12 protein-coding genes are annotated in these 13079 nt (G+C 72.9%); 5 read left to right on the top strand and 7 right to left on the bottom strand.

The genetic code is table 11. The features are described from left to right. The 3 genes from hisB to hisD are packed head-to-tail and all read right to left on the bottom strand — an operon-like array spanning position 1 to position 3070. On the bottom strand, positions 1-594 hold the full coding sequence (gene hisB / locus OG310_RS26300; protein ID WP_329458330.1) for an imidazoleglycerol-phosphate dehydratase HisB: 594 nt from the start codon (positions 592-594) through the stop codon (positions 1-3). Next, positions 591-1742, bottom strand: coding sequence for a histidinol-phosphate transaminase (locus OG310_RS26295; protein WP_443078734.1), 1152 nt, complete (start codon positions 1740-1742; stop codon positions 591-593). The genes hisB and OG310_RS26295 overlap by 4 nt, the downstream gene beginning before the upstream one ends. Continuing rightward, on the bottom strand, positions 1739-3070 hold the full coding sequence (hisD, locus tag OG310_RS26290) for a histidinol dehydrogenase (protein WP_329458329.1): 1332 nt from the start codon (positions 3068-3070) through the stop codon (positions 1739-1741). The genes OG310_RS26295 and hisD overlap by 4 nt, the downstream gene beginning before the upstream one ends. Positions 3071-3349: 279 nt before the next feature. On the opposite strand from hisD, the gene OG310_RS26285 reads away from it, so the two are divergent. Genes OG310_RS26285 through ybaK form a run of 3 tightly spaced genes read left to right on the top strand, consistent with a single transcriptional unit; the run spans position 3350 to position 5667 of the window. Next, complete coding sequence (locus OG310_RS26285) at positions 3350-4372, top strand: hypothetical protein (RefSeq protein ID WP_329458328.1); 1023 nt, start codon at positions 3350-3352, stop codon at positions 4370-4372. A gap of 11 nt (positions 4373-4383) precedes the next feature. Then, positions 4384-5124 (top strand): LON peptidase substrate-binding domain-containing protein, encoded by a 741-nt coding sequence (locus OG310_RS26280; protein WP_329458327.1) that lies wholly within the window; start codon positions 4384-4386, stop codon positions 5122-5124. A 45-nt stretch (positions 5125-5169) separates the two neighbouring features. After that, positions 5170-5667, top strand: a complete 498-nt coding sequence (gene ybaK, locus OG310_RS26275) for a Cys-tRNA(Pro) deacylase (protein WP_329458326.1) — start codon at positions 5170-5172, stop codon at positions 5665-5667. 187 nt (positions 5668-5854) lie between these two features. Here ybaK and OG310_RS26270 read toward each other — a convergent pair whose 3' ends face one another. From OG310_RS26270 to OG310_RS26255, 4 genes are all read right to left on the bottom strand, one after another. Beyond that, the gene (locus tag OG310_RS26270; protein WP_329458325.1) at positions 5855-6670 is read right to left on the bottom strand and encodes a thioredoxin domain-containing protein; all 816 of its coding nucleotides are present in this window, start codon (positions 6668-6670) and stop codon (positions 5855-5857) included. 57 nt (positions 6671-6727) lie between these two features. Next, entirely contained in the window at positions 6728-7429 is a 702-nt protein-coding gene (locus OG310_RS26265; protein WP_329458324.1) for a hypothetical protein, read from the bottom strand. 250 nt (positions 7430-7679) lie between these two features. Beyond that, entirely contained in the window at positions 7680-9020 is a 1341-nt protein-coding gene (locus OG310_RS26260; RefSeq protein WP_329458323.1) for a DUF2252 domain-containing protein, read from the bottom strand. A gap of 1258 nt (positions 9021-10278) precedes the next feature. Beyond that, positions 10279-10449 carry a hypothetical protein gene (locus OG310_RS26255; protein ID WP_329458322.1) on the bottom strand — a complete coding sequence of 57 codons (171 nt, stop codon included), beginning with the start codon at positions 10447-10449 and terminating at the stop codon, positions 10279-10281. Positions 10450-10689: 240 nt separating this feature from the next. Here OG310_RS26255 and OG310_RS26250 point away from each other — a divergent pair, with 240 nt between their 5' ends. Both OG310_RS26250 and OG310_RS26245 read left to right on the top strand, forming a co-directional pair. Then, on the top strand, positions 10690-11937 hold the full coding sequence (locus tag OG310_RS26250) for an NYN domain-containing protein (RefSeq protein WP_443078733.1): 1248 nt from the start codon (positions 10690-10692) through the stop codon (positions 11935-11937). Positions 11938-12052: 115 nt separating this feature from the next. After that, positions 12053-13024: an ABC transporter ATP-binding protein gene (locus OG310_RS26245; RefSeq protein WP_329460393.1), complete on the top strand. Its 972-nt coding sequence runs from the start codon at positions 12053-12055 to the stop codon at positions 13022-13024. Positions 13025-13079 lie beyond the last annotated feature (55 nt).

Here is a 13079-nt window from a genome sequence, read left to right as displayed (position 1 = left end):
CTACAGGGCGCCCTTCGTGGAGGGGAGAATGCCGACCGCGCGCGGATCGCGCTCGGAGGCGTACCGCAGGGCCCGGGCCAGCGCCTTGAACTGGCACTCCACGATGTGGTGCGCGTTGCGCCCGTACGGCACGTGGACGTGCAGTGCGACGCGTGCCTGGGCGACGAAGGACTCCAGGATGTGGCGGGTCATCGTCGTGTCGTACGAACCGATCATCGGCGCCATGGTCTCGGGCTCGGTGTGCACGAGGAACGGGCGGCCGGACAGGTCCACGGTGACCTGGGCGAGCGACTCGTCCAGCGGCACCGTGCAGTTGCCGAAGCGGTAGATGCCGACCTTGTCGCCGAGCGCCTGCCGAAACGCCGCGCCGAGCGCGAGCGCCGTGTCCTCGATGGTGTGGTGCGAGTCGATGTGCAGGTCGCCCTCGGTCTTGACCGTGAGGTCGAACATGCCGTGCCTGCCGAGCTGGTCGAGCATGTGGTCGAAGAACCCGACCCCGGTCGCGACCTCGACCTGCCCGGTGCCGTCGAGGTCGATCTCCACGACGACGGACGTCTCTTTCGTACTGCGTTCCACTCGGCCGATGCGACTCATGCGCTCTGCTCCTTCTTGAGATCGCGTACCGCGTCGAGGAACGCGTCGTTCTCGGCGGGGGTGCCCGCGGTCACCCGGAGCCTGCCCGGCACGCCGTTGTTCCGGACGATCACTCCGTGGTCGAGGATGTGCTGCCATGCGGCCTGCGCGTCCTCGAAGAGGCCGAACTGCACGAAATTCGCGTCGGAGTCCGTGACCTCGAAACCGAGTGCCCTCAATTCCTCGACCAGGCGATCCCGCTCGGTCTTCAGCTGCTCGACATACCCGAGCAGAGTATCGGTGTGCTCCAGGGCGGCGAGCGCGGTGGCCTGGGTGACGGAGGACAGGTGGTACGGCAGGCGTACGAGCTGGACCGCGTCCACCACGGCGGGGTCGGCCGCGAGGTAGCCGAGCCGCAGGCCGGCGGCGCCGAACGCCTTCGACATGGTCCGCGAGACGACGAGGTTCGGCCTGCCGGCCAGCAGGGGCAGCAGCGACGGGTGGTGGCTGAACTCCGCGTAGGCCTCGTCGACGACGAACAGGGACGGCCGGGCGCGCTGCGCCGCCTCGTACAGCGCGAGGACGGTCTCCGCGTCGACCGCGGTGCCGGTGGGGTTGTTGGGCGTGGTGACGAACACCACGTGCGGGCGGTGCTCGGCGATCGCCGCGACGGCCGCGTCCACGTCGATGGTGAAGTCGTCGTGGCGCGGGCCCGAGATCCAGCCGGTGGTGGTGCCCCGGGCGATGAGGCTGTGCATCGAGTACGAGGGCTCGAAGCCGATCGCGGTGCGGCCGGGGCCGCCGAAGGCCTGGAGGAGCTGCTGCAGGATCTCGTTGGAGCCGTTGGCGGCCCAGAGGTTCGCCGTGCTCAGCGCGTGGCCGCCGGTGCGGGTGAGGTACGCCGCGAGTCCGGTGCGCAGCTCGACGGCGTCGCGGTCCGGGTAGCGGTTGAGGCCGCGGGCGGCCTCGCGGACCCGCTCGGCGATCCGCTCGACGAGGGCGTCGGGCAGCGGGTACGGGTTCTCGTTGACGTTGAGCTGGACCGGTACGTCGGGGTGCGGCGCGCCGTACGGGGACTGGCCCCGCAGCTCGTCGCGGATGGGCAGGTCGTCGATGCGGACGGGGCCGGCGGTGCCGGGGCCCGTCCGGTCCTCGGTCGTGCGGTTCACTTCTGGGGCACCTTCCACCCGAACCTGGCCTTGAGCGCCGCGCCGTGCGCGGGCAGGTCCTCCGCCTCCGCGAGCGTCACCACGTGGTGGGTGACGTCGGCGAGCGCGTCCCGCGTGTAGTCCACGACGTGGATGCCGCGCAGGAACGACTGGACGGACAGGCCCGAGGAGTGGCAGGCGCAGCCGCCGGTGGGCAGCACGTGGTTGGAGCCGGCGGCGTAGTCGCCGAGGGAGACCGGCGCATAGGGGCCGACGAAGATCGCGCCGGCGTTGCGCACCCGGGCCGCGACGGCCGCGGCGTCGGCGGTCTGGATCTCCAGGTGTTCGGCGGCGTACGCGTCGACCACGCGGAGCCCGTCGTCGAGGGAGTCGACGAGGACGATCGCCGACTGGCGTCCGGCGAGGGCGGGCCTGATACGTGCCTCGGCGTGCTTGCTGGCCTCGACCTGGGGTGCGAGTTCCGCCTCCACGGCGTCCGCGAGGACGGCGGAGTCCGTGACGAGGACGGCCGCGGCCATGGGGTCGTGCTCGGCCTGGCTGATCAGATCGGCGGCGACGTGCACCGGGTCGGCGGTGGCGTCGGCGAGGACGGCGATCTCGGTGGGGCCCGCCTCGGCGTCGATACCGACGACGCCCTTGAGCAGGCGCTTGGCGGCGGCGACGTAGATGTTGCCGGGGCCCGTGACGAGGTCGACCGGGCGGCAGCCGTCGGGGCCGGGGACGCCGTACGCGAACATCGCGACGGCCTGGGCACCGCCGGCCGCGTACACCTCGTCCACGCCGAGCAGGGCGCAGGCGGCGAGGATGGTGGGGTGCGGCAGGCCGCCGAAGTCGGCCTGGGCGGGCGAGGCGACGGCGATGCCCTCGACACCGGCCTCCTGGGCGGGCACGACGTTCATCACGACGGACGACGGGTACACCGACAGGCCGCCGGGCACGTACAGGCCGACCCGCCCGACCGGGACCCACCGCTCGGTGACGGTGCCGCCGGGCACGACCTGGGTGGTGGTGTCGGTACGCCGCTGGGCGCGGTGGACGATCCGGGCCCTGCGGACGGACTCCTCAAGGGCGGCCCGCACGGCGGGGGCCAGGGTGTCGAGCGCGCGGTGCAGCGCCTCTTCGGGCACCCGCAGGCGCGCGGGCCGGCCGTCGCCGAACTTCTCGCCCCACGAAAGGACCGCCTCCGCGCCTCGATGGCGTACGTCCTCGCAGATGGGCCGCACCTTCTCCAGGGCGGCTTCCACGTCGAACTCGGCACGGGGCAGCAGAGAACGCAGGGCGCCGCCTTCGGGGAAGGTGTCGCCGCGCAGATCGATTCGTGAGATCACGGGTCCAATTCTCGCAGACCGGAAAGGGCCGTCGGCCGCCCGTATCAGTGGGTGATATGGGATGCGCGGGGCGTGAGGGACCAGTGGTGGCGTCCCGCCGAGCCGGTCCGGCCCGCACACGGCGTGCTCATCCGGAGGCCCGCCCGCCCGATTGATCACTGAGGGTCACGTTCCGTCACGGTTTCTTTACCGCCTCTTGACGCCGGAATGTACAACCCTCCCGCCCCGTGCGAAAGCTTCACAGATACCCCCTGGCGCCTCCGCGACCTGCGGTTTTGAATGGTCCACACCATGTCTTTGCTTCGCGCTCTGATCAGTACCGCGCGTATGGTCAGACACACTCCGCAGCTCGCGGCCGGGCTGCCGCCGGACGACGCGGTCCTCCTCGACGCCCCGGACGGCCGGCTCGCGCCCGCGCTGCTTTCGGCCGCGCTCGGCGAGTACGAGGCCGCCGCCAAACTGCTCGCGACCACCCGTGAGGGCGGCGAGTGGGAGAGCCGTGACCGCTATGTGATGAAACTCGCGGCCTTCGCCCACCGCCGGGACAGCTGGCTCACCTGCTGGCTGCGCGCCGCGCCCGAGGACCCCGACGCGCTGGTGGTCAAGGCCGAACTCGCCGTACGCAGAGCCTGGGAGTCGCCCGCGCGCGCCGAGCGGCTGCGCGAAGCGGGCCCGCTGATCGACGCGGCCGCCGACGGCGACCCGCGCGACCCGGTCCCCTGGCGCATCGCCCTGGACCACGCGCGCGGTACGCACTCCTCCCACAGCCACTTCGAGACGCTGTGGTCGCAGGCCGTGCGGCGCAGCGCCCACCACTACGGCTGCCACGTCTCGGCGCTGCTGTACCTGTCGGCGCAGTGGTACGGCTCCCACCGGGAGTGCCTCGAATTCGCGGAGGACGCGGCGCACGACGCGCTGCCCGCGTCCCTGATCAGGACGCTGCCCGCGCGCGCCGCGTTCCAGCAGCTGCTCGACTTCGCGCCCTCACCGGTGCAGGCCGACCGGATGGACCGGGCGGCGGATCTGGCGATCGACCTGTCGGGGCGCTACCGGGCGGGCGACCCGTGGCCGGCCGAGTCCCGCAACCTGCTCGCGTACGTGCTGGTCCGGCGGGGCCGCTGGGCCGACGCGCTGGAGCAGTTCCGCATGATCGGGCCCTACGCGACGTCGTTCCCGTGGAGCCGGTTCAGTGACGATCCCCTGCGCGATTTCCTGGAAACACGCGACGGAGTACGGCTGCAGGTGGCCTCCGGCATGCCTTTGTGTCACAGACCTGGTCGGCGAGGGCCCTTCGCCCACTAGGCTTGCCCGTCGTGACCACGGCAAGCCTCCCCCTGTTCCCGCTCAACGCGGTCCTGTTCCCCGGCCTCGTGCTGCCGCTGAACGTTTTCGAGGAGCGCTACCGCGCGATGATGCGGGAGCTGCTCAAGACCGACGACCCCGAAGCGCGGCGGTTCGTCGTCGTCGCGATCCGCGACGGGCACGAGGTCGCGGTGACCTCGCCCGGCATGCCGGACCCGACGTCCGTGCCGGAGCGCGGCCCGTCGGCGGGCTTCGGCGACGCACCTCTGGACTCCTTCCACAGCGTCGGCTGCGTCGCCGACGCCGCCACGATCCGGGAGCGGCCCGACGGCAGCTTCGAGGTCGTGGCGACCGGCACGACCCGCGTCAGACTCCTGTCCGTCGACGCCTCGGGGCCCTACCTGACCGCTCAGGTCGAGGAAGTGCCCGAGGAGTCGGGTGAGGGCGCCGAGGCGCTCGCGGAGGGCGTGCTGCGGGCGTTTCGCACCTACCAGCAGCGCCTGGCGGGCGCGAGCGAGCGCACCCTGCCCGACGACGAGGAACTGCCGGGCGAACCGCCGGTGGTGTCCTACCTGGTCGCGGCCGCCGCGATGCTCGACGTACCGGCCAAGCAGCAGCTCCTGGAGGCCACGGACACCGCGTCCCGGCTGCGGCAGGAACTCAAGCTGCTGCGCGCGGAGACCGCGGTGATCAGGAAGCTTCCTTCGCTGCCCGCGACGGACCTGACGACGACCCCGACGAACCTGAACTGACACGACCCGCACCCACGCGACCTGACAGGCGGACGGTCCCGGCCCATGGCGAAGAAGCAGAAGAAGGGCGGGGGCGGCACCCCGGCCACCACGGCACTGGCTGCGGCGGGCGTGCCGTACGCCCTGCACTCGTACGAACACGACCCCGCGGCGCCCAGCTACGGCGAGGAGGCCGCACAGGCCCTGGGCGTCCCGCCGGAGCGGGTCTTCAAGACCCTGGTGGCGGACGTCGACGGCGAGCTGACGGTGGCGGTGGTCCCGGTGACGGGCCGCCTCGACCTGAAGGCGCTGGCGGCGGCGGTCGGCGGCAAACGCGCGGTCATGGCCGACGCGGCGGCCGCGGAGCGCACGACGGGCTACGTACTGGGCGGCATCTCGCCCCTCGGGCAGCGGCGCGCCCTGCGGACGGTGCTGGACGCGTCCTCGGCCGGGCACGGGACGGTCTACATCTCGGCCGGCCGGCGGGGCCTGGAGGTGGAGCTGACACCGGACGCGCTGGCGAAACTCACGTCGGCGACCCTCGCGCCGGTGGCCCGGCCGTAGGCGAAGCTCACGGCCGGTCCCGGGCCGCACCGGTCCCGCGGGGAGCGGGGGCAGGGCCCCGCCCCCCCGCCCGTACCCTCCCGTGTGCGCTCTGCCGCCCGCGCGATGACGAGGAGGGGCGCCGGACCGGTCCCCGAGACCGTCCGGCGCCCCTCCTCGCGCTCGTCGTGGTGACCTCAGCGCCGGGTCACTTCAGCGCCGGCTCGATCACCGAGTTGAACTGGTCCAGCGTCAGCGGCGGGTTGTTCTGGCCGCCGGGCACCGTGAGGTCCTTGCCGTCGACCTTGAAGGTCGGCGTGGCCGTGTAGCCGTCCTTGTTGAACTTGGCCGCCAGCTTCAGCGCCCAGGCGTCGAACGTGCCGGCCTTGACGTCCTTCTGGAACGTCGCGTTGCTCTTGAGCGCCGGAACCGTGTCGGCGATCTTGAGGAGGTAGGAGTCGGACTTGAACTTGTCGTCGTTCTCGTCCGGGTGGAACTTCGCCGAGTACATGGCGGTCTTGTACTGGAGGAAGGCGTCAGGGCTGACGTTGAGCGCGGCGCCCAGGGCGGACAGGCCGTTCTTCGAGCCCTGTCCGTTGTCGTGGTCGTCGATGAAGTCGGCGCCGACGTACTGCAGCTTGTACTTGCCGTCGGTGACGTCCTTGTGGATCGTCGTGCCGAACGCGTTCTCCGCCTGCATGCAGATCGGGCAGCGCGGGTCCTCGGCCTCCACCAGCGTCTTCTTGGCGGTGGACTTGCCGATGACGATGGTCGTGCCGTCCGTGCCCGAGGTGTTCTTGGGCGCGACGACGTTCGTGACCTTCGCCGCGGCCTCCCAGCCGGAGGGCTTGTTGTGGTTGTTGACCAGCAGGACGACGCCGGCGGCTATCGCGAGGACGACGACGCCGGAGCCCGCGACCAGCGACTGCTTGCGGATCTTGTCGCGCTTCGCCTGCTTGTCGCGCTCGGCGCGCAGACGCTCACGGGCGGCGGCCTTGTTGGCCGAGTTGTTGCGTGCACTCATGACAGTTCACTCCGTGTGATGACACAAAACGAAAGGGGGACGTACCGGAACCGGTGCTCAGGCGATGCCGAGCACGGGGACGGGCGGTCCCCGTCGTCCCACGGAGTGCACGAGGAGCCGGGTGGCCGGGCCCCGGGGCGGGCGGACCGCGCGCCGGTGCGGCGCCCGCGGCGCGCCGTGCGCGCCCCTGGTCGCCGCTTTGACGGCGAGCAGCAGCGGGCGGAAGGCGAACACCGTGGCCGTCAGGACGAGGCCGGAGACGGCGCTCTCGCCGCGCCGCAGCCAGGCCGCCGCCAGCAGCCCCACCGACACGTGGACGGCGAGCAGCAGCCAGGGCAGCCACGGCAGGTCGGGCGAGGCCAGGAACGCGGTGGCCGCGCCGGGCTCGGCGCCCACCGCGCCGACACCCGGCAGGTGCGCGCCGACCGGATGCCCGCACAGGACGTCGAAGCCGACGGAGCGCAGCGAGCCGGTGACCGGGCCGCCGACGGGTCCGTAACAGATCTGCTGGCCCGTCGTGAAGACGGTGTCCGCGGCGAGCTCCAGCGGGACGAGCAGCGCCGCGATGCCCCAGTAGCCGCGTTCGCGGCCCGCCAGGGCGTAGGCGACGCAGAAGACCGCCGCCGTCAGCGCGGCGAGCACGGAGAGCGGCAGCGCGGCGCGCGACAGCAGCACGTGGGAGCCCGCGGACAGCGTCACGACGAGGGCCGTGAAGAGGGCTGCCCGCGCGGCTCGCAGCTGCGTCGCGGATATGTTCATCGGACCCGAGTGTGCCATGGGACCCCGTCAGAGGGATCTAAAGGTTCCGAACCGATACGGATCACGGGCCGGGAACCGCGGCAGCACCGATACGGATCACGGGCGGGGAACCGCGGCAGCACCGGGAACAGGGCCCGGACCGCGCGAACCACGTCGGAGCGCCGGGGCAGGGCCGCCGGCCGCCGGCCGCGTCCACCGCGTCCCGCAGCCACCGCGGCCGGCCACCGGCCCGCACGGCCCCGCCCGGCGGCTACAGCAGCCCGCCGCCGATGCGGCCGTTGCGGAACAGGTCCACGAAGATCTGGTGATCGGCCCTCGCGCGCGCCCCGTACGTGTGCGCGAAGTCCACCAGGAGCGGCGCGAAGCCGTCCTCGTCGGCCGCGATCGCCGCGTCGATGGCGCGCTCGGTGGAGAACGGCACCAGCGTGTGGCCGCTGTCGTCGTCCGCCGCCGCGTGCATCGTCGCCGTGGCCCGGCCGAGGTCCGCGACGACCCCGGCGATCTGATCCGGGTCGTCGATGTCCGACCAGTCGAGGTCGACCGCGTACGGCGAGATCTCCGCGACCAGCTGCCCGGCGCCGTCCAGCTCGGTCCAGCCGAGCCACGGGTCGGCGTGCGCCTGCAGCGCGCGCTGCGAGATGACCGTGCGGTGCCCCTCGTGCTGGAAGTAGCGGCGCACCGTGGCGTCCTTGATGTGCCGGGACACAGCGGGCACCTGCGCCTGCTTCAGGTAGATGACGACATCGTTCTCCAGGGCGTCGCTGTTGCCCTCCAGCAGGATGTTGTAGGAGGGCAGGCCCGCCGACCCGATCCCGACGCCGCGCCGCCCGACGACGTCCTTGACGCGGTAGGAGTCGGGGCGGGCGAGGCTCGCCTCCGGCAGGGTCTCCAGATAGCCGTCGAACGCGTCGAGGATCTTGTACCGGGTCGCTGCGTCCAGTTCGACGGAGCCGGCGCCCGAGGAGAACCTGCGCTCCCAGTCGCGGATCTCCGTCATGGAGTCGAGCAGGGCGAAACGGGTCTGCGAGCGGGCCGACCGCAGCGCGGCCAGCAGCGGTCCCTCGGTGGTGTCCAGGGTGAACGGCGGGACGTCGTCGTTCCTGGCGCCCGTCGCGAGGGCGTGCACCCGCTCCCGGTAGGCCCCGGCGTACGTCTCGACGAGTCCGGTGATCTGCGCGTCGCTCAGCGCCTTGGTGTAGCCGATCAGGGCGAGGGACGCGGCCAGCCGCTTGAGGTCCCACGTGAAGGGACCGACGTACGCCTCGTCGAAGTCGTTGACGTTGAAGACGAGGCGCCCGCCCGCGTCCATGTACGTGCCGAAGTTCTCGGCGTGCAGGTCGCCGTGGATCCATACCCGGCCGGTCCGCTCGTCCTGGTACGCGCGCTCCTCGGGACCCGCTTCCAGGTCGTGGTAGAAGAGGCAGGCCGTTCCCCGGTAGAAGGCGAACGCGGAACCGGCCATCTTCCGGAACTTCACCTGGAACGCGGCGGGGTCGGCCGCGAGGAGTTCACCGAAGGCCGTGTCGAAGACGGCGAGGATGGCCTCGCCGCGCTGCTCGTCCGCTGCTGCCACGGGTCGGGGAGCCGACATCGTCTGGTGCCTCCTGGTCGCGGGTCTTCCGGCGGTGCCGGTCGTTCGTCCCGGGTCGTTCTCTTCCGGACGCCGTCGTCCGGGTGTTGACCCGGGCGCCGCTCTCCGGCCGTTCCTCGTCATGCGCTGATCGTGCGCCGCCGGGCGCCGTCCTTCGCGGACGGCGGACGGTGGACGTACGCGGTGCGGACGCTCCCGCGGGCTCCGCACCCGCGGGCGGACGCCGCCTCCCAGGCAACGCGCGAGGCCCCCGGCAAGTGCCCGGCGACGGCGGGGAAACACCTGTGCGCGGCGCTGGGAACGGACGGCGAAGGCCCGTGGACCGGACCGGGAGAGGCCTGGAGCGGGAGGCGCGTGGCGGGGAGCGCGGCCCCCCGCTGCGCGAGTCCCGGTCGGCAGGCCCGGGCGTGGACTGCGCGACGTCGCCGCAGACGGTTCCCTCAGGTCCGGTCAGGTCCGCCAGGTCCGCGCCCGCGCGGAAAGACGACGGCGACAAGCACAAGTCGGCCGCGCCACGGGACGAGTGCCACCCGGGGGCGGCCCGGCGATGAGGTGATGACGTGGCGGGCTGACCCTCCAGCCTGGCCGCCGTGCCCAACAGCAGCCGGGACGCGGGGGATTCGGTCACCCACGGCCGGCAACGCGCCGGGCCGTGCGCCGCGTTGCCGGCCGTCCTGGACGAGGCCGGGGCGGTGGCGCGTGACAGCCGCACCGCCGAGTCGCCGATCAGGACTGGCGCGTGCGGCGGGGCAGGCGACCGCGCAGGGGACGCGCCGCGCGGCACGCGCCGGTGATCGCCCACCGTGCCGCGTGTCAAGCGCGAAGGGGCCGGGGGCCACTTCGCCCTCTTCGGCAGTACGGGCCGGGCGTGACGACAAGCCGGGCCCGGGACGCGTCGCCGGGTCCTCGGCCGTCGCGTGGGGCATGTTCACGAAAGCACGTCGAGGGGGACACGTCGTGCCAGCTCGCGCCGGAGCGGGAGACGCCCGTGTTCTGCGCCTGCGACCGCTCGCGGGGCACCCGCACCCCGACCGTACTCCGGCTCGCCCGGCCCCCTGGTGGGGCCCGGTGCCGGCCCGGTCCGGTCAAGCCCTGTCCGGCAGGCCGGAAGGTGCCGCTCGGCCGGATCCTGCCCGGCGGGCCGGGCCGTACGCACCGGCGAGGGGCGCGCCCGCTCCTGCGGGCGCGCCCCTCGCGCATGCCCCCGGCCGGTCCGCTCCGTCCTGCGGGCGGCGGCTCTCGGGGCCCGCGCGGCGCGTCAGTTGTGGCCGAAGCGCTTCTGCCGCTTGCCGTGGGCTGCGGTGTCGGGGGCCGTGAACCTGGCCTCCTCGGACTCCGTCATCTTCTCGGTGGTGGGGGACTTGGCCGCTGCCGGCCCACGCTCGGCCGTCTGCGGCTTACTTCGGTCGCGGTTGCGGTTCTTGGCCATGGTGTGCCTCCTGAAGGGGTTTCGGGGCCAGGGCCGTTGTCAGACTCACATGACCGGAAAAATGCCGCATTTTGGATCATCGCCGTGTGTAGTGATGCCTCGTCGCAGGGGGGTCATGACCGATCCGCCACGCCGATGATCCAGTTCGGGACCTTAAGGCTCGTCCGGTCGGGCAGACTCGAAGCGAACGCGAAGCACACCCCCCTCCGATCCCGAGGTTCCCGAAAGAAGGTGGAACACGTGGACCGCTGCGTCGTCCTGGTGGACGCCGGCTATCTGCTGGGCGCCGCCGCGAGTCTCCTGGCCGGAGAACCCGCCCGCTCCCGCATCACCGTCGACCACAGCGCTTTGATCAGGGGCCTGCGAGAGCGCGCCGAGCAGGACACGGAACGCCCGCTGCTGCGGATCTACTGGTTCGACGGCGCACCGGACCGGGTCCCCCAGCCCGAGCACCGCAGACTGCGTGTGATGCCCCGGGTGACCGTGCGACTCGGAGCGCTGACCCGCAGCGACGGCCGGTGGGCGCAGAAGGGCGTGGACGCCGCGATGCACGCGGAACTGACCGAGCTGGCCAGGAACCGCGCGTGCTCCGACGTCGTACTCGTCACCGGGGACGGGGATCTGCTGCCGGGCCTGATGTCCGCGAAGGAGCACGGGGTCGCCGTCCACCTGTGGGCGGTGCAGGCCGCGGACGGCGACTACAACCAGTCCGAGGACCTCGTCGCGGAGGCCGACGAGCGGCGGGTGCTCGACCGAGGCTGGATCACCCGTGCCGTACGGGCCAAGGACCTGGGCATCTGCCAGCCGTCGGCGGCCACCCGGCCGGACATCGCGGCGATCCTCGCCGCCCCCCTGCCCGAGTCGGCCCCCGGCGGCCCCGACCACCGGGGGCCGGGTCCCTCGGCCGGCCAGGACGGTGTGCGGGACCCGGCGCGGGAGGACACCGAGGAACCCGCGCCCGCGCCGGCGGGCAAAGGCGCCGGCGTGCCCACCCCGAAGGACCTCGCGGGGCTGCGCGCGCCGCTGGGCCAGCCGCCGCAGCCCCAGCCGCAGCAGCCCGTCGGGGCGACGCTGCGCTGGTCGTCGGACAAGGGCTGGGTCGTACGGCCGGGCAGCGGCGCGGGCGAGCCGCCGGAGACGGCTTCGCTGCCGACCCTCGCGCAGCTCACCAGCGCGGAGCAGCGGTGGGCCGACCGCGAGGAGGACATCACCACCGTCGGCGGCGACCCGTTCGAGGTGGGGCAGGTCTTCGCGCGGCGCTGGATGGACCGCCTCGGCGAGGACGGCCACGTGTCGGCGCTCTCCACGCTGTACCCGCGGATCCCGCACCGCATCGACGGCGAACTGCTGCGGTACGCGGCCCGTTTCGGACTGCTGGCCCACAAGGACGACCAGATCGACGAACACGACCGGTACGCGATCCGGGCGGGCTTCTGGCGCGAGATCGACGTCACCGCGCCGGCCGGGCACCCGTCGGAACAGTCCTGACGCCGCCCGCCGCGGCCTCCCGGACCGCGGGGCGCACCGATCGGGCCACGCCACCGCGCGGGGCCCGGGGACGCGATGACAGACGGACCACGTAATCTCGTCTCTTGTGAGTACGGTGTGCGAGGTACGCGATCTGGTGAAGACGTACCCCGCCGCGCGCGGCAGGCGCGGCGCCCCCGGCACGCCGGAGGTCCGGGCCACCGACGGGATCAGTCTCGACGTGCGGCGCGGGGAGATCTTCGGGCTGCTCGGGCCCAACGGCGCGGGCAAGACCACCCTCGTACGGCAGCTCACGGGCCTGATGCGGCCCGACAGCGGCAGCGTCGACGTACTCGGACACGACCTGGTGCGCCACCCGGAGCGCGCGTCCCGGCTGATCGGCTACCTCGGGCAGGAGTCCAGCGCGCTGGACGAACTGACCGTCTCGCTGGCCGCCGAGACCACGGGCAGGCTGCGCGGTCTGCCACTGCGCGAGGCGCGTGCCCAGCGCGACGCGGTCCTCGCGGAACTCGGCCTGACCGAGATCGCCGCGCGGCCGCTGAAGAAGCTCTCCGGCGGTCAGCGGAGGCTCGCGTGCTTCGCCGCCACCCTGGTGGGTGAACGGCCGGTCCTCGTGCTGGACGAACCCACCACCGGCATGGACCCGGTCGCGCGCCGCGCGGTGTGGGCGGCGGTGGACCGGCGGCGAGCCGAGCACGGTACGACGGTCCTGCTGGTGACGCACAACGTGATCGAGGCGGAGACGGTGCTCGACCGGGTGGCCGTGCTGGAGCGCGGACGGGTGATCGCCTGCGACACGCCCGCCGGGCTCAAGCAGCAGGTCGCGGGTGAGGTGCGGGTGGAGCTGGTGTGGCGGGAGCGGGCCCCGCTCGACGTGCCGGAGGTAGCGGCCCTGCGCGGCTTCGCGCAGGAGTCGGGGCGCCGCTGGGTGCTCCGGCTGGCTCCCGAGGAGGCACGGGCGGCGGTCGCCGCTGTGACCGGTGGGGCCGCGTTCGCGGCACTGGACGACTTCACGCTGGCCACGCCGAGCCTGGAGGACGTGTACCTGGCGCTCGGCGGACTGACGAAGGGGCTGGTGAAGGCATGAGGGGTGACACGGCGTGAGCGTTGTGCCCACGGAGTCCGCGGACGCGGACGCCGCC

The sequence above is a fragment of the Streptomyces sp. NBC_01497 genome (assembly GCF_036250695.1).
Taxonomy (GTDB): Bacteria; Actinomycetota; Actinomycetes; order Streptomycetales; family Streptomycetaceae; genus Streptomyces.
The sequence above is the reverse complement of the archived record's forward strand: the minus strand, read 5'-3'. Positions and strand labels throughout refer to the sequence as shown.